The organism is Nocardia sp. NPDC058705, from assembly GCF_042749305.1.
In the GTDB taxonomy this organism is placed as follows: domain Bacteria; phylum Actinomycetota; class Actinomycetes; order Mycobacteriales; family Mycobacteriaceae; genus Nocardia.
In genome coordinates this window covers 73,071-93,371 of sequence record NZ_JBHYRN010000009.1, presented here as the reverse complement: position 1 = coordinate 93,371, position 20,301 = coordinate 73,071, and the positions used below count along the sequence as shown (strand labels likewise).

Genomic DNA, 20,301 nt, shown 5'->3' with positions numbered 1-20,301 from the left:
CGGTGTGGGACGCGCTCGGTGCGCGTCCCACACCTGTTGGGCGACTTACTTGAGGCCCTTGGCCCACTCGTAGGACTTCAGGTACGGGTCCGGGGTGATGGCCTTGCCGGAATCCCAGACGGTGTAGATCAGGCCGTCGGGACGGATCTCGCCGATGCGGGCGGTCTTGGTGATGTGGTGGTTGGAGCCGTCGATGGTGACGGTGCCCTCGGGGGCGTCGAAGCTCACGCCGTCGGCGGCGGCCTGAATGTCGGCCACGGCGAACGACTTCGCCTTCTCGACGGTGTTCTTCCACAGGTACACCGAGGCGTAGGCGGCTTCCATCGGGTCCGAGGTGGGCTTGTCGGCGCCGAAGGCGGCCTTGTAGTCGGCGACGAACTTCTTGTTCGCCGGGGAGTCGACGGTCTGGTAGTAGTTCCAGGCGGTCAGCTGACCCGCGATGTTCTGCGCGCCGATACCGGCGACCTCCTCCTCGGCGATCGACACCGAAACCACCGGCATCTCAGCGGCTTTCAGGCCCGCGTTGGTGTACTCGCGGAAGAAGGCGACGTTGGAGTCACCGTTGAGGGTGTTGAACACCGCGCCCGCTTTCTGGGCACGCACCTTGTTGATGATTGTGGAGAAATCGGTGGAGCCGAGGGGGGTGTAATCCTCGCCCTTGATCTCGATGCCGTTGGCCGCGGCGTAAGCCTTGATCTCGCGATTGGCAGTCTGCGGGAAGACGTAGTCCGAACCCACCAGGTAGAGGGACTTGATGCCCTTCTGCTTCAGGTAATCCAGCGCGGGGATGATCTGCTGGTTGGTGGTGGCGCCGGTGTAGAAGATGTTCTTGGAATCTTCCAGGCCCTCGTACTGCACGGGGTAGTAGAGCAGCGAGTTCAGGCTCTCGAACTTGGGCTTCATCGCCTTACGGCTCGACGAGGTCCAACCACCGAAAACCGCTGCGACACAGTCGGAGCTGATCAGCTTCTCCGCCTTCTCGGCGAAGGTCTTCGGGTCCGAGGCGCCGTCTTCGAGGACGATCTCGATCTTCTTGCCGTTGACCCCGCCCGCCGCGTTGATCTGATCGATCGCCAGCTTGGTCGAATTGGCCACCGTCACTTCGGAAATGGCCATGGTGCCCGATAGCGAGTGCAGCGAGCCCACCTTGATCGTGTCCTTGCTGGTGTCCACGCACGAGGCGGCGGTCGAGCCGGTCGACGCGTCGTCGCGCGCACCACAGCCGGTGAGCAACAGGCCGGCGACGGCCACCGCGGCAGGCACGACAAGTGCCTTGACCAAACGGGATTCAGACATGGGGCGTTCTCCTCATCAGGTGTAACGGCGGCGCCACACGCGCCACAACGAACACACCGCTGCCTGGGCGTACACCGAGTTGTATACAGCGGCTGTATTCGTGATTCGAGACAGTAGATGGAACTTGTTGCACCGGAATGTCGCCCGATCACATGCCCGTTTCGTCTGTTTCATCCGTGTGAATTGTTCAAACCGCGGTCTGAACGCCCGGTGCTACTTGATCAAGTACGGCGAGACCGAGCTGCGGTGTTCGCTGATGTCGAGGGCTTTGCCCAGGGGCGGGAAGGCGCGTTGGGGGCAGTTGGAGCGGACGCAGACTCGGCAGCCCGCGCCGATGGGGGTGGCGGTGGCTTCGCCGAGGTCGATGCCGTCGGCGTAGACGACGCGGCCCGCGTGGCGGAGTTCGCAGCCGAGGCCGATGGCGAAGGTTTTGCCGGGTTGGCCGTAGCGGGTGGCGCGGCGTTCGACGGTGCGGGCTACCCAGAGGTATTTGCGGCCGTCGGGCATCTGGGCGATCTGGGTCATGATCTTGCCGGGATAGGCGAAGGTTTCGTAGACGTTCCACAGGGGGCAGGTGCCGCCGCTGGCGGAGAAGTGGAAACCGGTGGCGGACTGGCGTTTCGACATATTGCCCGCGCGGTCGACGCGGACGAAGGAGAAGGGGACACCGCGCAGGGTGGGGCGCTGCAGGGTGGACAGGCGGTGGCAGATGGTTTCGAAACTCTGCGAGAAGAAGGCCGACAGGCGTTCGATGTCGTAGCGGAAATTCTCGGCTACTTCGTGAAAGTGCGTGTAGGGCAACACCATCGCGGCCGCGAAATAGTTGGCAAGGCCGAGCATCGCGAGTTTGCGCGAGGCGTCGGAGGCGAAATTGCCTTCGTCGACCAGCTTTTCGAGCAGCGCGCCACACTCGAGATAGGCGAGTTCGGCGGCGAGTTTGAAGGTGCGCTGGCCGCCGGACAGGTGCGGGGAGATCTCGAGCTGCTTGGTCTCGGGGTCGAAATGGTGCAGCACGCCCTCGCCGAGGTCGATGCGCTCGCTGATCCGCACTCCGTGCGCGCGCAGCAGGCGCACGATCTCGGTGCTCACCTCACCGCCGTGGAAACGGATGCGCGCGGTGAGATCCTCTGCGGCGGTGTCCAATTCGTGAATGTAGTTCTGGCGCTGATAGAAGTAGTCGCGCACTTCCTCGTGCGGCTTGCTGATCGCGGCACTGCCGGAACCGTCGGCGAACCGGTCCTCGGTCGCGGCGGCGAGCTGGGCGCTGGTGTTGCGGTAGCGGTTGTGCATGGCCACCAGCGCGCGCGCCATCGACGGGTGCGCCGAGACCATGTCGGCGATCTGCTGGGTGTCGGCCTCGATGCCGAGCTCGGCGTCCATCACCACTTCGGACAGTTCCGCGATGAGCCGGGTGTCGTCCTGGGCGGAGAAGAAGGTGGGGTCGACGCCGAAGACCTCGTTGATGCGGGTGAGCACCGGCACGGTGAGTGGCCGCACATCGTGTTCGATCTGGTTCAGATAGCTGGCCGAGATCTCGAGTTTCTGCGCGAGTGCGACCTGGCTCAGCCCACGCTCGGTACGCAGCTGGCGCAGCCGCGCACCGACATAGGTTTTGGCCATATGTCCAGTTTAGGGGCGTTTTCGCATGCTTGCCAAGGGATTGTTAACAACGGCTTCGAGCTCTGTGTCACACCCCCGCGATACTGTCGTGGAGTGCTGTTCAGCGATGTCGTCACGGCCTCGGAGGCTGTGCGAGCGACCCGGTCGCGCAAGGCGAAAATCGCCGCGCTGGCCGAGCTTTTCGGTGCCGCCGGACCGTCAGAAATCGGGACGGTGGTGGCGTGGTTGTCCGGCGAGCTGGTGCAGGGCCGGATCGGGGCCGGTTGGCGCACGGTGACGGGACTCGACACGCCACCGAGCAGCGACGCGACCCTCACCGTCGCCGCCGTCGACGACATCTTCTCGCAGTTCACCGGCTTGACCGGCAAGGGATCCACCACCCGCCGCCGCGAACTGCTGACCGAGCTGTTCACCGCCGCGACCGCAGACGAGCAGTCCTTCCTGATCCGACTGCTCACCGGCGAACTCCGCCAGGGCGCGCTCACCGCGATCGTCGTCGAGGCCCTCGCCCAGTCCACCGGCATCCCCGTCGACGTGGTGCGCCGAGCCCACATGCTCTCGGGTCAACTCCCCGTCACCGCGATCGCCGCACTCGCCGGGGGCGAAGCTGCACTGTCGGCCTTCCGCCTCGAAGTCGGCCGTCCGGTAGCGCCCATGCTCGCCTCACCCGGCGGCTCGCTCGACGAGGCACTGGCCGAACTGGGCGCCGACATCAGCGTCGAACACAAACTCGACGGCGCCCGCATCCAGGTACACCGCGACGGCGACCGGGTCTGGGTCTTCACCAGAACTCTGCGCGACATCACCGCGGGCGTTCCCGAACTCGTCGACCTCGTCAAAGCTCTCGACTGCACCACCGTTGTCCTCGACGGCGAAACCCTCGCCCTCACCGACGCGGGCCGCCCACGCCCGTTCCAGGAAACGATGAGCAGATTCGCCACCATCGGCGACCCACGCCAACTGCACCCCTACTTCTTCGACTGCCTGCACCTGGACGGCACCGACCTCATCGACGAACCTCTGCGTGTCCGCCGCAGGGCGCTGGAACAGGTCGCAGGCGAGCACAGCATCCCCGCGCTCATCGCGCCCACTCCCGAAGCCGCCGCCGACTGCTACGACGACGCGCTCGCGGTCGGCAACGAGGGCGTGATGGTCAAGGCGCTCGACGCCCCCTACGCCGCGGGCCGACGCGGCAAGGCCTGGCAGAAGATCAAGCCCGCGCACACTCTCGACCTGCTGGTGATCGGCGCCGAATGGGGTTACGGCCGTCGCACCGGGTTCCTGTCCAATCTGCATCTGGCCGCGCTCGACCCGGAGACCGGCGAGCCGGTGATGGTCGGCAAGACGTTCAAGGGCCTCACCGACGAACTGCTCCGCTGGCAGACCGAACAATTCCCGCGCCACGAAACCCACCGCGACGCCCAGACCGTGTATCTGCGGCCGGAACTCGTCGTCGAGATCGCGCTCGACGGTGTCCAGACCAGCACCCGATATCCGGGCGGGGTGGCACTGCGCTTCGCCCGAGTTGTCCGATATCGGCCGGACAAGGAACCCGCGCAGGCCGACACGATCGACACGGTGCGCGCCCTCGGCTGAGGTCGGCTCGGGCCGAACGCGACTTACCCGCAACAGTTCGGCAATCCGGCCCCGGCATACGACACACTGTTCGGGTGAGCGCCGAACTAATGGTCCTGTTGATCGTCATCGTCACAGCTCTCGTCTTCGACTTCACCAACGGCTTCCACGACACGGCCAATGCGATGGCGACCTCGATCGCCACCGGCGCGTTGAAGCCGAAGACTGCGGTGGCCCTCTCGGGCGTGCTGAATCTGATCGGCGCGTTTCTGTCGGTGTCGGTGGCGGCGACGGTGGCCAAGGGCATCGTGCAGTTGAACGACGTGAGCGGACAGGACCTGCTTGTCATCGTCTTCGCCGGTCTGGTCGGCGGCATCCTGTGGAACCTGTTCACCTGGTTGCTCGGCCTGCCGTCGAGTTCCTCGCACGCACTGTTCGGCGGGCTGATCGGCTCGACGATCGCCGCACTCGGCTGGAACGGCGTGATCTGGGCCTCGGGCTCGGAAGGCGTGCTGATCAAGATCGTGCTGCCCGCGTTCCTCGCGCCGGTGATCGCGGCCGCGGTGGCGGCCCTCGCCACGTTCCTGGTCTACCGGATCACCCACGGCGTCGACCAAGCCAAGACCGACGAGGGTTTCCGCTGGGGCCAGATCGGCTCGGCCTCGCTGGTCTCGCTGGCGCACGGCACCAACGACGCGCAGAAGACGATGGGCGTCATCTTCCTCGCGCTGGTCGCCTACGGTTCGCTGGGCAAAGACGACCACATGCCGCTGTGGGTGATGGCGTCGTGTGCGGTCGCGATCGCCCTCGGCACCTATCTCGGCGGCTGGCGGATCATCCGAACCCTCGGCAAGGGTCTGGTCGAGATCGAGTCGCCGCAGGGCCTTGCCGCCGAATCGACCTCGGCGGCGATCATTCTCACCTCGGCGCACTTCGGGCTGCCGCTGTCGACCACCCAGACCGCGACCGGCGCGATCCTCGGCACCGGCATCGGCAAGGGCGCGGAGGTGCGCTGGCGGGTGATGGGCCGGATGGCCGTGGCCTGGCTGCTGACCCTGCCGATGGCGGGCATCGTCGGCGCGATCTGCTTGGTGATCGCGGAATTCATCGGCGGGCTTCCCGGTGTGCTCGTGGTGTTCGGCATCCTGATCGCCGGTGCGCTCGGGATCTACCTGCGCTCGCGCCGGGACCCGGTCGGCACCCACAATGTGAACGAATGGCCCGACGGTCAGCCCGACTCGGCACAGTCGCCGATCGACCAGAACCACGCCGGGTAGAGGGGAGCGAAAGTGCACACCGTGATCACCAATCTGAGTTCACTGTGGGAAGTGGTGCTCGCCGCACTGGTTTTCGGCGCGGGCGTGCCCGCGGTTTTCGCCTTCGCCGTGCGGTGGTGGGCCAATGCCGAGACCGTCGACGCCGACGGCCGCGTCCACCGCAACTATCCCGCGCTCGCCGGTGCGCTGATCTGCCTGACGCTCATCGTGGTCGTGGTGATCACCGGAATCCTGTTCACCGCCAAGGCATTCATCGCCCACCAGTTCGGCATTCACCTGTTCGGCCAATCATGAGTGAGGACGACGCCATGACCGATCCGAACCCCACCCCCGCGAGCCCGTCGGTACGCGGCAATCTGCTCTCGCGGGTGCTCGGCTGGTTGCGCGCGGGATATCCGCAGGGCATTCCGCAGTCCGACTACGTCGCGTTGTTCGCGGTGCTGCACCGCCACCTCACCGATTACGAAGTGGTCGTGATCGGGGAGCGACTGGTGGAAGCCAGCCGCAAGGGCGAATCGATCAGTGAAGCCGATATCGCCGCTGCCATCGCAGATTTCGCGAAGCAGCAGCCCGCGCCCGACGACGTTTCGCGAGTGGCTTCGCATCTGGCGGCCGGTGGTTGGCCGCTGGCCGAACCGCTCGACGACAGCGAACCCGATACCGAACAGAATTGATCGCACGCGAATTACGCAGTGCCGGTGCAATTGTGCGCGACAATGGCGAATCGCCCGGCTGCGGTGCGATCGCGCGCTAGCATGCATCCGTGGTTCGGCGTGCGGATGTAACCGATAGTGGTCGTAGTTACGGTGGATTGTCGCGCCAGCAGCGAGTCGCGCTGCGCCGCAACAGGTTGACCGACGCGGCACTGGAACTATTCGGTACCCAGGGATATTCGGCGACCTCGATCGAGCGACTGTGTTCGACCGCGAATGTGTCGACGCGCAGTTTCTACGAAGACATCGGTAGCCGTGAGGCATTACTGATCGCACTCGTCGATCGATTGAACGCGGCCGCACTGCACCGCCTCGACGACGCCTTGGAACGCACCAGTGAACAGCCGCTGGTGGTACGCGTGGTGGAAAGTTTCCGTGCGTTTCTCGCGGTGACGTGTCGCGATCGCCGGGCTGCGCGGGTTTTCTATGTCGAGATCGTGGGGGTGAGTCCGGTGGTGGAGGAGTGGCGGCGCGCGCAGCGGCGATCCATTTCCGCCCTGCTCACCCGGGAAGCCCAACGGGCCGCCGAACGCGGCGAAGCGGAATCGCGCAGCCTGCACCTGTTCGGCCTCGCGGTGATCGGCGCGGTGAATTCGCTCGCCCAGGAGATGGTGCACGCCACCGTTCCCGGTGACGCGATCTCGGTCGACGAGATCTGCGACGAGATCGCCCATTGGGTACAGTCGCGCCAGCGGTCCTAAGACTGCGCACGGCCGGAGCGAAGGCGGAGGTACGCGTACTTCATCCGCTCCGGGCTAACGGTGCGCACCGCGGTCGCGCCCACTACATAGCTGTCCTCGACGAAAAAACGGGAGGCACCCGATTTCGGATGCCTCCCGTTTTCAGTGGGAAATCAGATGTCCATGCCCTGTGCGAGCAGCGGCCACGAATCGTGCAGCGCCTGCTCCCAGTAGGGCCAGTAGTGCGTGCCCATGGGGGTGAACTGGTAGGTCGCCGGGATGTTCAGCGAGTCCAGTTTCGCCTTCAGGTTCTGGCTGCAGGCGTTGGTCGCCGCTTCGATGCCGACGCCGAGACCGAGGTTGATCACGCCCATCGGGCCGTCTTTGAGGTAGTACTCCACGTCCGCGTTGGTCGGCATGCCGCTACCGCTGGAGATGTAGAGGTTGGTGCCGCGCAGCTTCTCGGCGTTGACGACCGGGTCGTTCTCGACCCACGCGGGGTCGTTGTCGGGGCCGTACATGTTGACGGTCTTGCCGCCTGCCCAGGTCTCGGTCGAGAACTTCACAGCCTGCTTACCCAGCGGATCGGAGATCTGCGCGCAACCGCTGTAGGCGGCGACGGACTTGAACAGACCGGGCTTGGCCTCGGCCAGCTGCAGCACCGAGGTGCCGGAGGTGGACAGGCCGGCCAGGGAGTTCAGGCCGGTCGAGTTCAGCGCGCTGTCGAGCAGCGGCGGGAGCTCTTCGGTGAAGAAGGTCTTCCACTTGTTCAGACCCAGCTTGGGGTCTTCCTGCTTCCAGTCGGTGTAGTAGCTGCCGCGCCCGCCGATCGGCTGGATCACGTTGACCTGCTTGTCGGCCAGGAAGCTCAGCGCCTGAGTCTGCGCGGTCCAGCTGGCGGAGCCGTGGCCGCCGTCGAGGCCGTTGAGCAGGTAGAAGTTCGGGGCGGACTTCGACTCGTCGACGGGACGCTGCACGTCGATCGTGATGTCCTTCTTCATCGCGGCCGAGTACACCTTCACGTGCCAGGTGCGTCCGTCCTTGACGATCGACGACACGGCCGAGGGCTTCTCGGGTTCGGCGGATGCGGCGCCACCGGCGACAACGGCCACCGTCAATGCGGCGGTCAGTGCCACGGCAGTGGTGCGTAGCGCGGCCACGGTACGTAGTGCAGAGAGCTTCATCGAACAGTCGGTCCAGTCCACGTGCCTTGTCGGGCACGTCATCGCAATACTTCCCTGAGTCGGGCTGACAGATCCTGCCGACACTCTAGGCCCTTCGCCGCGACGGAGTCCGACCGGCTGTGACCACCGTGATTTCGCGCACGATCAATGGCAGGTGGGAAACGTCCGCGATTATTTCGACCGCGAATTTGAATTGCGAGACAAAAACGGGAGGCATCCAGTTCGGATGCCTCCCGTTTCAGTGGGAAATTCAGATACCCATGCCCATTGCGAGCAGCGGCCACGAATCGTGCAGGGCCTGCTCCCAGTAGGGCCAGTAGTGCGTGCCCATGGGGGTGAACTGGTAGGTCGCCGGGATGTTCAGCGAGTCCAGCTTGGCCTTCAGGTTCTGGCTGCAGGCGGTGGTCGCCATTTCGATGCCGACGCCGAGACCGAGGTTGCCAACGCCGGTCAGGCCCTTCTGGAGGTAGTAGGCGATGTCGGCGTTGGTCGGCATGCCGCTACCACTCGAGATGTAGAGGTGGGTGCCGCGCAGCTTCTCGGCGTGGATCACCGGGTCGTTCTCGACCCAGGCCGGATCGTTGTCCGGGCCGTACATGTTGACGGTTTTGCCGCCGGCCCAGGTCTCCACGGCGAACTTGACGGCCTGCTTGCCCATCGGGTCGGCGATCTGCGCGCAACCGCTGTAGGCGGCGACGGACTTGAACAGGCCCGGCTTGGCCTCGGCCAGTTGCAGCACCGAGGTGCCGGAGGTCGACAGTCCGGCCAGCGCGTTGAGACCCGTCGAGTTGAGGGCCTCGTCGAGCAGCGGGGGCAGTTCTTCGGTGAAGAAGGTCTTCCACTTGTTCAGACCCAGCTTGGGGTCTTCCTGCTTCCAGTCGGTGTAGTAGCTGCCACGGCCACCGATCGGCAGCACGACATTGACGTGCTTGTCCGCGAGGAAGTCGAGCGCCTTGGTCTGCGCCTGCCAGCTCGCCGAGCCGAAGCCGCCGTCGAGGCCGCTGAACATGTAGAAGTTGGAAGCAGGCGTCGACTCGTCGGCCGGTCGCTGCACATCGACCGTGATGTCGCGCTTCATCGCCGCCGAATACACCTTCAGGTGCCAGGTGCGTCCGTCCTTCTGGATGGACGACACCGCCGACGGCTTGTCGGGTTCAGCGGTGGCGGCGCCGGCGACAACGGTCACCGACAATGCCGCGGTCAGCGCCACGGCGGCGGTGCGAAGTGCGGTCACGGTACGGAGTGCGGAGAGCTTCATCAGATACCAAGTCCCTTGGCGAGCACCGGCCAGGAATCGAGGAGCGCCTGCTCCCAGTAGGGCCAGTAGTGGGTACCCATCGGGGTGAACTGGAAGGTCGCCGGGATGTTCAGCGAGTCCAGCTTGGCCTTCAGGTTCTGGCTGCACGCGTTGGTCGCCGCTTCGATGCCGATACCGAGACCGAGTTCCACCGCGCCGAAAACGCCGGCCTCCGGCTTGAGGTAGTAGGCGATGTCGGCGTTGGTCGGCATGCCGCTACCACTGGAGACGTAGAGGTGGGTGCCGCGCAGCTTCTCGGCGTGGATCACCGGGTCGTTCTCGACCCAGGCCGGATCGTCCTCGGGGCCGTACATGTTCAGGGTGTTGCCACCGGCCCACGGCTCCACGGCGAACTTGACGGCCTGCCTGCCCATCGGGTCGGCGATCTGCGCGCAACCGCTGTAGGCGGCGACGGACTTGAACAGGCCCGGCTTGGCCTCGGCCAGTTGCAGCACCGAGGTGCCGGAGGTGGACAGTCCGGCGAGCGCGTTGAGGCCGTTCGAGGCGAGGGTGGCTTCCAGCAGCGGCGGGAGCTCTTCGGTCAGGAAGGTCCGCCACTTGTTCAGACCCAGATTGGGGTCTTCCTGCTTCCAGTCGGTGAAGTAGCTGCCACGGCCGTCGAGCACCTGGATCACGTTGACGTGCTTGTCGGTGAGGAATTCCAGCGCCTGGGTCTTCGCGGTCCAGGTGGCGGTGCCCGCACCGCCGTCGAGACCGTTCAGCATGTAGAAGGTCGGGGCGGACTTCGACTCTTCGGCGGGTCGCTGCACGTCGATGGGAATGTCGCGCTTCATCGCGGCCGAGTACACCTGCAGGTGCCAGGTGCGTCCGTCTTTGACGATCGACGACACGCCCGAGGCCTTGTCTGGTGCGGCGGTCGCGGCCCCACCGGCCACAACGGCTACCGTCAATGCCGCGGTCAGAGCCACGGCGGTGGTGCGCAGGGCGCCCATAGTGCGTAGTGCAGAGAGCTTCATCGAACAGTTTGTTCCAGTCCTCGTGCCCTGTCGGGCAATGCTTCCCCTGATCGCCGAAAGCATATGTGCTCGAGGCGTTCTGGGCTGGAGATCCTCCGACTCTCTATGTCCACTCACATGACCGAATCGTTACCGGTGCACAGATGTCTGAGTCCGAGCACGCTTAACGGGGGCGCAATCTGGGCTCGGATTCGGAAACGCCGCCGCAACCGGCCGCTCTTATGGTGACGAGCATGGGTAAGGAAATCCCCGGTAGCGCGACCACCGGGATCGAGATCAGTGGGTTGAGCAAGACCTTCAAGGCAGGCCGCACCACCGTCAACGCGCTGGATTCGGTCGATTTGCGGACTTCGCACGGAGCGTTTCTGTCCTTGCTCGGACCGTCGGGTTGTGGCAAATCGACGGTGCTGCGGATTCTGGCCGGTCTCGACGAACCGAGCGCGGGGACCGCGCGGATCAACGGCCTGTCCCCGGAACAACTGCGCGGTGGCCATCAGCTCGGCATCGCGTTCCAGGATTCGGCGCTGTTGCCGTGGCGCAGCGTGGAGTCGAATATCCGGCTGCCGTTGCAGGTGGCCGGGCTGCCCGCCGAACCGGACCGGATCGCCGAACTGATCGCGCTGGTCGGTCTGGAAGGGTTCGAGAAGGCCAAGCCCGCGCAGTTGTCCGGCGGTATGCGCCAACGGGTTTCGATCGCGCGCGCACTCGTCGTGCAACCGTCGGTGCTGTTGCTCGACGAACCGTTCGGCGCGCTCGACGACATGACCAGGCAGCGACTGAACCTGGAACTGCTACGGATCTGGACCGAGAAACCCGCGACCACGCTGATGGTCACCCACGGGATCGGCGAGGCGGTGTTCCTGTCGGATGTGGTGGCGGTGATGAGTCCGCGACCGGGGCGGGTGCTGGAAGTGGTCGAGATCGATCTGCCGCGACCGCGCACGCCCGAGATGATGCGCACGCCCGAATTCCACAAGCTCTGCGACTATCTGTCCGAGCTGTTGTTCGGGCGGGGTGGAGTGGCATGAGTATTGCTGTCGCCCAGCGGATTCCGCCCTGGCTCGGGATGAGCCGGATCGCCGGTGCGCTCGGGGTTGTCGGGCTGATCGCGCTGTGGTGGGCGTTGGCCGCCGCAGGCACCGCGGGTGGGACGATTCCCAGTCCGTGGCTCGTACTGTCCACCATGTGGTCGGACGGCTGGGGTCTCTACGGGCCGAACTTCCAGGTCACCGCGCTCGGGGCGCTGCAGGGTTTCCTGTGGGGAAACGTGCTGGCCATCGGGATCGCGGCGCTGATCATGGTGGTGCCGCGGATCGAACCACTCGCCACCCAGTTGGCCATCCTGAGCTACTGCACGCCGCTGGTGGCGCTCGGCCCGATCATCCTGGTGGTGTTCGGCGGGCGCACCCCCACGGTGTTCCTCGCCGCGATGTACTGCTTCTTCACCACCATGGTCGGCGCGGTGAGCGGATTGCGCTCGGCCGACCCGGCCAGCCTGGATCTGGTGCGCGCCTACGGCGGTGGGCGCTGGCAGCAGCTCTACCGGGTCCAAGCCATTGCCGCACTGCCGAATACGTTCGCCGCCTTGAAGATTGCCGCACCGTCGGCCGTGCTCGGCGCGATCATCGGTGAGTATCTCGGCGGCGTCGACAGTGGGATCGGGGTCGCTCTGACGGCCGCGCAGACCGCCTACAACGTGCCGCGCACGTGGGGCATGGCGATCGCCGCCGCCGCGCTGGCCGGGCTCGGCTACCTGCTGGTGGCCGGGGCGGCCCGACTGATCACGCCGTGGACGGCCGAGGAGACAGCGCGATGACAATCACCGTTCTGCGCCGGATCGGTCGCTTCCTGCTGCCGCTGGCAACCTCGTTGATCCTGCTACTCGTCATCTGGACGCTGTTTCTTCGCCTGTTCCCGCAGATCGGGCCCCGGGTGGGCAAGACGCCGTCGGATGTCTGGGCCTACCTGGTGACCTCGGCGGGCGCGCCGACCGCGCGACAGGCGATCTTCGACGACCTCGCGATCACTCTCGGCGACGCGGCATCCGGCTTCCTCGTCGGGATGTTCGGCGCGCTCGGTGTGGCCGCGCTGTTCGTGCTGTATTCGGCTGTGCAGCAGACGTTCATGCCGGTCGCGATGCTGTTGCGTTCGGTGCCGCTGGTGGCGCTGTGCCCGATCATCGTGCTGATCTTCGGCCGTGGCACGGCAGGGGTGACGGTGCTGACGGCGATCGTCGTGTTCTTCCCCGCCCTGGTGATGATCATGACCGGCCTGCGTGAAGCGCCAAGGCAGGCAATGGAATTGGTGACGGCCTACGGCGGCTCGCGCTGGACGCGGCTGCGGATGGTCGCGGTGCCGGCCGCCCTGCCGTCGGTGTTCGCCGCGGCCAGGGTCTCGGTGCCCGGCGCGTTGATCGGCGCACTGCTCGGTGAATGGCTCGGCAGCGGAACAGGATTGGGCGCCAGCCTGGTGCGCGCCATCCCGATGTTCCAGTACAACCGGCTGTGGGCTTCCATCGTGGTGGTCACACTGGTGTCGGTGCTGCTGTACGCGATTGTCGGCGTAATCGAAAACCTCGTGCTCGCGCGTTTCGGTTCGAGCGCGGGAAAATAGTCGCGGAACCTGTAGGCAAACAGAACGAAACGCGGCGAATCTACATTCTGCGTATGAACAGTATCGACCGTCGTTCCTTTCTCCGCTTTTCCGCACTGACCGGCGCCGCGCTCGGTGGTGCCGGTCTGCTCGCCGCCTGCGGCGGTAGTTCGGCCACTTCCTCGAACGGCTCGACCGACGACGGTTCGAAATACGGCAAGGTCGCTGTCCAGTTGTCCTGGATCAAGAACATCGAATTCGCGGGTGAGTATTTCGCCGATTCGAAAGGCTATTTCAAGGATGCGGGATTCGGTGGGGTAGATCTCGTCGCGGGTGGCGCGGCATCGACTTCGGTGGAAGCAGGCCTCGATACCGGCAAGATCTGGCTCGGCCTTTCCGCGCCGCAGACGACCGCGCCCGCCGTGCTCGAGGGACTACCCGCCAAGATCGTCGGCGCGACCTTCCAGAAGAATCCGTTCGCGATCGTGAGTTCGGCGGGCAAGCCGATCAAATCGCCCGCGGATATGAAGGGCCGCAAGATCGGCGTGCAGGACACCAACCAGCTCATCTTCAGCGCGCTGCTGGCCGCCAACGGCATCAGCCCCGGCGAGGTGACGGTGGTGCCCGCGCAGTTCGATCCGACCCCGCTGGCCAACGGTGAGGTCGACGGCTGGGTGAGCTACGTGACCAATGAGCCGATCACCCTGGCCGCCAAGGGCTTCGCCAACGACCACTTCCTGTTCGCTGACTACGGACTACCCCTGGTCGCTGAAACGCTGACCGTCAGTCAGAACACGATCGACAATGAGCGCGACAAGCTCAAGGCCTTCCTGATCGCCGAGATCAAGGGCTGGAAGGACGCCGTCGCCAGTCCGGCCGAGTCCGCGCGCCTCGCCGTCGAGGTCTACGGCAAGGACCTGAAACTCGACCTGGCCGAGCAGACCAAGGAGGCCACCGCGCAGAACGACCTGGTCGTTTCGGCCTCGACCAAGACCGATGGGCTGCTGACGATGTCGGATGCGCTGATCGAACAGAACATCGCGGCCCTGCGCACCGCCAAGATCGACATCAAGGCCGACCAGCTGTTCGACATGTCGATCATTCGTGAGATCTACGCCGAGAACCCGGGTCTGAAGTAGGCCTGGGAGGTTGGTGGCCACCTTGAACCGAGGTAGCGCGGATCAAAGGTGGCCAGGCCGAAGGCCCTATATCGCCATACCGACTGATGCGTGGGAGCCGTAGTCGCGCTGGGCGGCCAGGCGCAATCCCGCGCGGGAGGCGAGGAAGTCGGCGGTGATGAAGACGGCGGTCTCGGCGGGGGTGCGCGGGCCCGATTCCAGTCCGGCGGGCACGTGTACCCGGGCCAGGGTCGGCTCGTCGAAACCGCCCGCGCGCAGGTCGTCGAGGCGGCGGGCCTGGTCGGCGGGGGTGCCGAGGGCGGCGAGGTAGCCCAGCTCGGGTAGTCGTAAGGCGACGGTGAGCAGCGGGATCTCGAAGCGCGGCTCGTTGGCCAGCACGACGATCGCGGTCTCGGAGTCGATCTCGCCCGCGGCGGCGAGGGTATTGAGGTAGCGGTGCGGCCAGTCCACGACCACTTCGGCGCCGGGGAACGAGGCCGGGTCGGCGAACTCGGGGCGCGAGTCGCAGATGCTGACCCGGTAGCCGATCATCCGCGCCTGCGCCACGAGGGTGGCCGCGTAGGCGTTGGCGCCGAAGATGATCAGGCGTGGCGGCGGGCAGTACGAGGCGACGAACAGATCCGACTCGGGCAGCGCGACGAGTTCGGTCGCGTGCTTGCGATCGGTGACCAGATGCTGGCCGATCACATCGGGATCCTGATTCCACACCACGGTGAACACGGTGACCCGGCGATGGGCCTGAATATCCGCGGCGATGGTGGGGAATTCGGGAAAATCGCGGCAGGAGAACGGCTCTACGAAAATATCGACGAGCGTGCCGTCGTCGGCGCTCGATTCCATTCCGGTGAGCATGCTGTAGCGACGCAGTTGCCGGACGCCGGTGCGCCCCGCTTCCAGTGCCGCCTCGTACACGGTCTCTTCCAGGCGACCGGAGGCGATGGATCCGAAGACGCCACCGTTGGGGGTGACGAGCATCGAGGAGCCGATCGGCAGGGAATTGGTGCCGATGGTACGGACCACGGTGGCGAGGCCGCCCGTACGGCCCGAATGCCACACTCGCAGAAGGTCATCGACGATATCGCGCATATCTCAAATCTCCGATCACCGTGCGCCGACTCCCGGGAAATCGCGATCGGTCCCTGTCGCCAAGTCGTCGCACGTGACGCACACCATATCCTGTCGACCACCCAAATAGGAACCGGCCCCGGAATCACCTGCGGCAACATCGGAAATGGCTTCCCAGTGCTTGTTCTCGATCACAACGGGGTGTCCAGGTGTGTTGTAGAACACAGCGCGGGCAAGTCCGCTCTGGCTCGAACGCGCCGCGGCGAGCACCCTGGCGACCACATCGCCCCCGACATCGGGGGTGTCGACGGGGAAAAAGGCCACGTAGCGGGCGCCTGATTCGGCGGCGGCGCGCAGGCCCGCGCGCATCGTCGCGGCGAGTCCGGTCGCCCAGTCGGCGACCCACCGCCAGTCGGTGTCGTCGGGCAGTTCGAGGGTGCTCGGATCCGGTCCGGTGGCGCCGAGCATGACGATCACCGGGTCGCAGCCGCCGTCGCGCAGGGCGGTGATCGCCGAGCGCAACCAGGCGCCGTTTTCGGCGAGTGCCTTGGGTTTGCCGTATCGCGTGCCCGCGCCCGCCGCGAGGACGATGCCCGTGCACTTCGAGTGCACGGGAGGGGCGAGTGGGGGCATGTGAGCGAAGGTAATGACGCAATGTTGCCGGTCGATTACGACAGGGGAGCGCAGCGACGACGACACGCCGACGTGATGGATTGCACAGCGGTGGCGACAGGCCGGGGATCGCGCGATGCTGGATCGATGACGAGCGAAGGGCTGAGTCTCGCGGATTTCAACGAACTACCTGCGACGATCGCCGAAGAAGCATTGCTTGCCTGTTGCTCCGCGCCACGCTGGGGCAGGGCAATCGTGGCCGCGCGCCCGTACGCCACCACGCAATCGCTCCTGGCGGCGGCCGATGCGACATCGGCCGCGCTCGACGACGCCGAAATCGACGAGGCGCTGGCCGGGCACCCGCGCATCGGCGACCGTCCGACCTCGGCCGCCTCGGCGCGTGAGCAGGCCGGGGTGGCCGATGACGTGCGCTCGGCGCTGACCGAGGGCAACCGCGCCTACGAGGCGAAGTTCGGTCATATCTACCTGGTCTGCGCGGCGGGCCGCAGCGGTGAGGAACTGCTCGCGATCCTGCGGGCGCGGTTGGACAACGATCCGTCTACTGAAAGGCAGGTCATGCGAACAGAATTGGCGAAGATCAACCGGCTGCGCCTGGCGGGGCTGGTGGCCTCATGACGAGCTTGAGTACGCACGTCCTCGATGCCGTGCGCGGGGTGCCCGCCGCGGGGGTCGCCGTGTGGTTGGTGCGCGACGAGTTGCGGCTCACCGAGGCGCTCACCGATGCCGACGGCCGGGTGAAAGAGCTTGCGGCAGGGCTGAATCCGGGTGACTACCACCTGTTCTTCGATACCGGCAGCTACTTCGCCGCACAGGGCACCGAGACCTTCTATCCCGAAGTCCGCGTCACCTTCACGGTGGGTGAGCAGCCGCATCTGCATGTGCCGCTGCTGCTGTCGCCGTTCGCCTTTTCCACCTACCGAGGGAGCTGAGATGTCACTGAGTGGTCCGATCGTGTTGACCGACAACCGATATGGCAAGGCCGAGAACCGGGTTGTGCGTTTCTACAAGGAGAACGCACGCCACGAGATTCGCGACGTGAACGTCTCCACCACCCTGCGTGGCGATTTCGAGGCGGCATACACCGATGGTGACCAGCGTCACGTCCTGCCGACCGACACCCAGAAGCACATGGCCTTCGTCTACGCGAAGAAGCCCGGCCTCGACACCATCGAGGAGTACGCGATCGCGCTGGCGAAGCATTTCGTCGACACGGTCGAGCCGGTGTCGAGCGCGCGGATCGACGTGGATTCCTATGGCTGGCAGCGGGTGGCGATCGACGGCGCCGAACACGATCACACCTGGGTGCGGCAGGGGCCAGAGGTGCGCACGGCCGCGGTGACCGTGGCGGGCAAGGGCGCGCAGCAGCAGGGGTGGGTGATCGGCGGGATCAAGGACCTGGTGCTGCTCAAGTCGACCGGCTCGGAGTTCGCCGACTTCCTCACCGACGAGTTCACCACCCTCGCGCCGACCCACGATCGGGTGCTGGCCAGCTCGCTGGTGGTGCAGTGGCGATTCGCCGAGACCGCCGGATTCGACTGGGACGAGCTGTACGCCGGGATTCGCGCCACGCTGCTCGAGCTGTTCGCGACCACGTATTCGAAGGCGCTGCAGCAGACGTTGTACGCGATGGGAACTGCTGTGCTGGAACGGTTTCCGATGCTCGCCGAGATCCGGTTGTCGGCGCCGAACAAGCACCACTTCGACTACGACCTGGCGCAGTTCGAGATCGAGAGCAAAGGTGAGGTGTTCTTGGCGGCGGATCGTCCGTACGGCTCGATCCACGCCACCCTGGCCCGCGCGGACGCTCCCGACGCAGGCATCGCGTGGCAGCCATGACCGACCTGCTGATCTACGGATGCGCGGTGGTGACCGTCGACGCGGCGGGCACCGAATATCGCGATGGTTGGGTCACGGTGCGTGGCAACAGGATCGAGGCCGTCGGTGCGGGTGAGCCGCCGGAGGTCGGGCCCGGGGTGGCGCGGATCGACGGGCGGGGTTGTGTGCTGACACCCGGTCTGGTCAATACCCATCACCACCTGTACCAGTGGATCACCCGGGGGATCGCCGCTGACAACACGTTGTTCGAATGGTTGACCACGCTGTATCCGGTGTGGGCGCGGATCGACGAGAAGTCGGTGCGCACGGCCGCGACCGGTGCGCTGGTTTCGCTGGCACGCAGTGGGTGCACCACGTCGTCGGATCACCACTACGTGTTCCCGCGCGGTGGGGGCGACCTGCTTGCCGCCGAGATCGGGGCGGCGGCCGAGGTGGGGTTGCGGTTCCATCCGGCGCGCGGGTCGATGGATCTCGGCCAGAGCGAAGGCGGGTTGCCGCCGGATTCGGTGGTCGAGTCGATCGACGACATTCTCGCCGCGAGTGCCGCGGCCATCGAGGACTGGCACGACCCGTCCTTCGACGCGATGGTGCGGATCGCGCTCGCCCCGTGCTCGCCCTTCTCGGTCACCGCCGACCTGATGCGCGAGTCCGCGGCGCTGGCTCGTTCGGCCGGGGTCCGGCTGCACACCCACCTCGCCGAAACCCTCGACGAGGAGGAATTCTGCCGGGACAAATTCGGCTGCACGCCCGCTGAGTACATGGAACAGCTGGGCTGGCTCGGCGACGACGTCTGGTACGCCCACGCGGTGCACCTCGACGATCCGGCGATCGCCGCGATGGCTCGAACCGGGACCGGGATCGCGCACTGCCCGACGTCCAACGGTCGATTGGGCGCGGGAATCGCACGCACCGCCGACCTGGTGGCCGCGGGTGTCCCGGTGGGGCTCGGGGTCGACGGTGCGGCCAGTAACGAGTCGAGTTCGATGATCGAGGAACCGCGCAATGCGCTGCTGTACGCGCGGGCGGTCGGCGGGCCTCGTGCGATGACGGTGCGTGCGGCGCTGGAGTTGGCGACCATGGGTGGGGCGCGGGTGCTCGGGCGGGCCGACGAGATCGGGTCGATCGAGCCCGGCAAGCTGGCGGATCTGGCTTTGTGGCGGCTCGATACGCCTGCTCACGCGGGCATCGAGGATCCGGTTGTCGCGTTGATCCTCGGCTCGACGCCGCCGCTGGCGGCGCTGCTGGTGAACGGGCGTGAGGTTGTTCGCGACGATGTGGTGCTGACGGTGGACGAGGCGTCGGTGGGTGCTGACGTGGCCCAGGCGCAGGCCGCACTGCTGGCCGGTGGATGATCTCGCCATGCGGAGTGGACCGGGATTCGGCCGCTCATCGGCGTGCTGAACTGCAGGTTTGGCGGAATCGGCGCACACTGGATGGCGTACACCGGGTTAACCGCGGCGCAATCCGGCGCGGGTTTCGCGCAACATCGTGGCAACTCACCGCCCCTACTGTGGCCGGTGAGGTAAGCGAGGTGAACGTGGATCTGGACACTGTTTCCGAGGTAGTTCTCGCCCGCGAACGCGCCGATCTGGCGCAGCTCGGGGCGGGGAGCGCGGTGCTGGCAGGCGGCACCTTCCTGTACTCCGAACCGCACGATCATCTCGATCGGCTCGTCGACATCACCACCCTCGGCTGGGCGCCGTTGATGGCCTCCGCCGAGGGCCTGGAGATCGCCGCGAGCTGCACGCTGGCAGAGTTCGCCGGGGCCCGTCCCGGCTGTGAACTCGGCACACCGACACTGCGGCCGGAGTGGCCCGGCTCGGCGCTGTTCGCCCAGGCGTGCCGGGCCCTGCTGGCATCACACAAGATCTGGCGCACCGCGACGGTCGGCGGAAATGTGTGTCTGTCACTGCCCGCCGGTGCGGTGCTCGGTGCGTTGGTGGCCTTGGATGCCACGGTGGTGATCTGGCCGCGTGGTGGGGGCGAGCGGCGAATCCCCCTGCGAGACTTCGTCACCGGGCCGGGCGAGAATATCCTGGCCTCCGGTGCTGTTGTGCGCTCGTTCCTGGTGCCCACGTCGAGCCTGTTGGCGCGCACCAGCTTTCGCAAGATCGCCTTGGCTCCGCTCGGTCGTTCCGGGTCGGTGGTGATGGGCAGGCGCGATGGCGACGACCGCTGCGCGATCACCATCACCGCGGCGACGGTTCGTCCGATCGTGCTCGACTTCGACTCCGTCCCTACGCAATCGGATCTAGCCGCCGCGCTGGCTGACCTCGACGCGGACGTGTGGTTCGACGACCCACACGGAGCGCCCGACTGGCGCGAGCACGTGACCGGGCTGCTGGCTGCCGAGGTGGCCGCCGAACTCGGGGAGGCGTCGTGAGCACCGGTGGCCGCTTCGCCGCGCAGGGATGTGG

The 20,301-nt window shown here is 66.1% G+C and carries 21 protein-coding genes; 14 read left to right on the top strand and 7 right to left on the bottom strand.

Features of this window, described 5'->3' with window-relative positions; translation table 11 throughout:
• Nucleotides 1-45 precede the first annotated feature (45 nt).
• Together urtA and ramB are read right to left on the bottom strand one after the other, a co-directional pair.
• On the bottom strand, nt 46-1,296 hold the full coding sequence (gene urtA / locus ACFW6D_RS13770) for an urea ABC transporter substrate-binding protein (RefSeq protein WP_379327986.1): 1,251 nt from the start codon (nt 1,294-1,296) through the stop codon (nt 46-48).
• 213 nt (nt 1,297-1,509) lie between these two features.
• Nucleotides 1,510-2,916, bottom strand: a complete 1,407-nt coding sequence (ramB, locus tag ACFW6D_RS13765) for an acetate metabolism transcriptional regulator RamB (RefSeq protein ID WP_379327984.1) — start codon at nt 2,914-2,916, stop codon at nt 1,510-1,512.
• Between the two features lie 93 nt (nt 2,917-3,009).
• Here ramB and ACFW6D_RS13760 point away from each other — a divergent pair, with 93 nt between their 5' ends.
• The 5 genes from ACFW6D_RS13760 (at nt 3,010) to ACFW6D_RS13740 (ending at nt 7,182) form a co-directional block, all read left to right on the top strand.
• On the top strand, nt 3,010-4,512 hold the full coding sequence (locus tag ACFW6D_RS13760; RefSeq protein ID WP_379327982.1) for an ATP-dependent DNA ligase: 1,503 nt from the start codon (nt 3,010-3,012) through the stop codon (nt 4,510-4,512).
• 74 nt (nt 4,513-4,586) lie between these two features.
• Nucleotides 4,587-5,768: an anion permease gene (locus ACFW6D_RS13755; RefSeq protein WP_379327980.1), complete on the top strand. Its 1,182-nt coding sequence runs from the start codon at nt 4,587-4,589 to the stop codon at nt 5,766-5,768.
• Between the two features lie 21 nt (nt 5,769-5,789).
• Nucleotides 5,790-6,062, top strand: a complete 273-nt coding sequence (locus ACFW6D_RS13750) for a hypothetical protein (RefSeq protein ID WP_379327978.1) — start codon at nt 5,790-5,792, stop codon at nt 6,060-6,062.
• Nucleotides 6,063-6,076: 14 nt separating this feature from the next.
• Complete coding sequence (locus ACFW6D_RS13745) at nt 6,077-6,442, top strand: DUF3349 domain-containing protein (protein ID WP_379327976.1); 366 nt, start codon at nt 6,077-6,079, stop codon at nt 6,440-6,442.
• Between the two features lie 89 nt (nt 6,443-6,531).
• Nucleotides 6,532-7,182 (top strand): TetR/AcrR family transcriptional regulator, encoded by a 651-nt coding sequence (locus tag ACFW6D_RS13740; protein WP_379327974.1) that lies wholly within the window; start codon nt 6,532-6,534, stop codon nt 7,180-7,182.
• 152 nt (nt 7,183-7,334) lie between these two features.
• Here ACFW6D_RS13740 and ACFW6D_RS13735 read toward each other — a convergent pair whose 3' ends face one another.
• From ACFW6D_RS13735 to ACFW6D_RS13725, 3 genes are all read right to left on the bottom strand, one after another.
• Nucleotides 7,335-8,345 carry an alpha/beta hydrolase gene (locus ACFW6D_RS13735; RefSeq protein WP_379327973.1) on the bottom strand — a complete coding sequence of 337 codons (1,011 nt, stop codon included), beginning with the start codon at nt 8,343-8,345 and terminating at the stop codon, nt 7,335-7,337.
• A 250-nt stretch (nt 8,346-8,595) separates the two neighbouring features.
• A complete protein-coding gene (locus ACFW6D_RS13730) occupies nt 8,596-9,603 on the bottom strand; it encodes an alpha/beta hydrolase (protein ID WP_379327971.1) in 1,008 nt (335 codons plus the stop codon).
• On the bottom strand, nt 9,603-10,619 hold the full coding sequence (locus ACFW6D_RS13725) for an alpha/beta hydrolase (RefSeq protein WP_379327969.1): 1,017 nt from the start codon (nt 10,617-10,619) through the stop codon (nt 9,603-9,605). Before ACFW6D_RS13725 ends, ACFW6D_RS13730 begins: the two co-directional genes overlap by 1 nt.
• 233 nt (nt 10,620-10,852) lie before the next feature.
• Between ACFW6D_RS13725 and ACFW6D_RS13720 the strand changes: the two genes are divergently transcribed.
• The 4 genes from ACFW6D_RS13720 to ACFW6D_RS13705 are packed head-to-tail and all read left to right on the top strand — an operon-like array spanning nt 10,853 to nt 14,350.
• A complete protein-coding gene (locus ACFW6D_RS13720) occupies nt 10,853-11,647 on the top strand; it encodes an ABC transporter ATP-binding protein (RefSeq protein ID WP_379327967.1) in 795 nt (264 codons plus the stop codon).
• Nucleotides 11,644-12,435 carry an ABC transporter permease gene (locus tag ACFW6D_RS13715; protein WP_379327965.1) on the top strand — a complete coding sequence of 264 codons (792 nt, stop codon included), beginning with the start codon at nt 11,644-11,646 and terminating at the stop codon, nt 12,433-12,435. Before ACFW6D_RS13720 ends, ACFW6D_RS13715 begins: the two co-directional genes overlap by 4 nt.
• A 2-nt stretch (nt 12,436-12,437) precedes the next feature.
• Nucleotides 12,438-13,232 carry an ABC transporter permease gene (locus ACFW6D_RS13710; protein ID WP_379328196.1) on the top strand — a complete coding sequence of 265 codons (795 nt, stop codon included), beginning with the start codon at nt 12,438-12,440 and terminating at the stop codon, nt 13,230-13,232.
• Nucleotides 13,233-13,285: 53 nt separating this feature from the next.
• Nucleotides 13,286-14,350 carry an ABC transporter substrate-binding protein gene (locus tag ACFW6D_RS13705; protein WP_379327964.1) on the top strand — a complete coding sequence of 355 codons (1,065 nt, stop codon included), beginning with the start codon at nt 13,286-13,288 and terminating at the stop codon, nt 14,348-14,350.
• A 66-nt stretch (nt 14,351-14,416) separates the two neighbouring features.
• Here ACFW6D_RS13705 and ACFW6D_RS13700 read toward each other — a convergent pair whose 3' ends face one another.
• Complete coding sequence (locus tag ACFW6D_RS13700) at nt 14,417-15,436, bottom strand: XdhC family protein (RefSeq protein WP_379327962.1); 1,020 nt, start codon at nt 15,434-15,436, stop codon at nt 14,417-14,419.
• Nucleotides 15,437-15,451: 15 nt separating this feature from the next.
• Nucleotides 15,452-16,048 carry an NTP transferase domain-containing protein gene (locus ACFW6D_RS13695; RefSeq protein WP_379327960.1) on the bottom strand — a complete coding sequence of 199 codons (597 nt, stop codon included), beginning with the start codon at nt 16,046-16,048 and terminating at the stop codon, nt 15,452-15,454.
• A gap of 126 nt (nt 16,049-16,174) precedes the next feature.
• On the opposite strand from ACFW6D_RS13695, the gene uraD reads away from it, so the two are divergent.
• The 5 genes from uraD to ACFW6D_RS13670 all read left to right on the top strand — a co-directional run bounded on the left by uraD (nt 16,175) and on the right by ACFW6D_RS13670 (nt 20,267).
• Complete coding sequence (uraD, locus tag ACFW6D_RS13690; RefSeq protein WP_379327958.1) at nt 16,175-16,663, top strand: 2-oxo-4-hydroxy-4-carboxy-5-ureidoimidazoline decarboxylase; 489 nt, start codon at nt 16,175-16,177, stop codon at nt 16,661-16,663.
• Nucleotides 16,660-16,977, top strand: coding sequence for a hydroxyisourate hydrolase (uraH, locus tag ACFW6D_RS13685; RefSeq protein ID WP_379327956.1), 318 nt, complete (start codon nt 16,660-16,662; stop codon nt 16,975-16,977). The genes uraD and uraH overlap by 4 nt, the downstream gene beginning before the upstream one ends.
• 1 nt (nt 16,978) lies before the next feature.
• Nucleotides 16,979-17,884, top strand: a complete 906-nt coding sequence (gene pucL, locus ACFW6D_RS13680) for a factor-independent urate hydroxylase (protein ID WP_379327954.1) — start codon at nt 16,979-16,981, stop codon at nt 17,882-17,884.
• Nucleotides 17,881-19,236 carry an 8-oxoguanine deaminase gene (locus tag ACFW6D_RS13675; protein WP_379327952.1) on the top strand — a complete coding sequence of 452 codons (1,356 nt, stop codon included), beginning with the start codon at nt 17,881-17,883 and terminating at the stop codon, nt 19,234-19,236. The genes pucL and ACFW6D_RS13675 overlap by 4 nt, the downstream gene beginning before the upstream one ends.
• Nucleotides 19,237-19,421: 185 nt before the next feature.
• Entirely contained in the window at nt 19,422-20,267 is an 846-nt protein-coding gene (locus tag ACFW6D_RS13670) for an FAD binding domain-containing protein (protein ID WP_379328194.1), read from the top strand.
• Nucleotides 20,268-20,301: the final 34 nt, after the last annotated feature.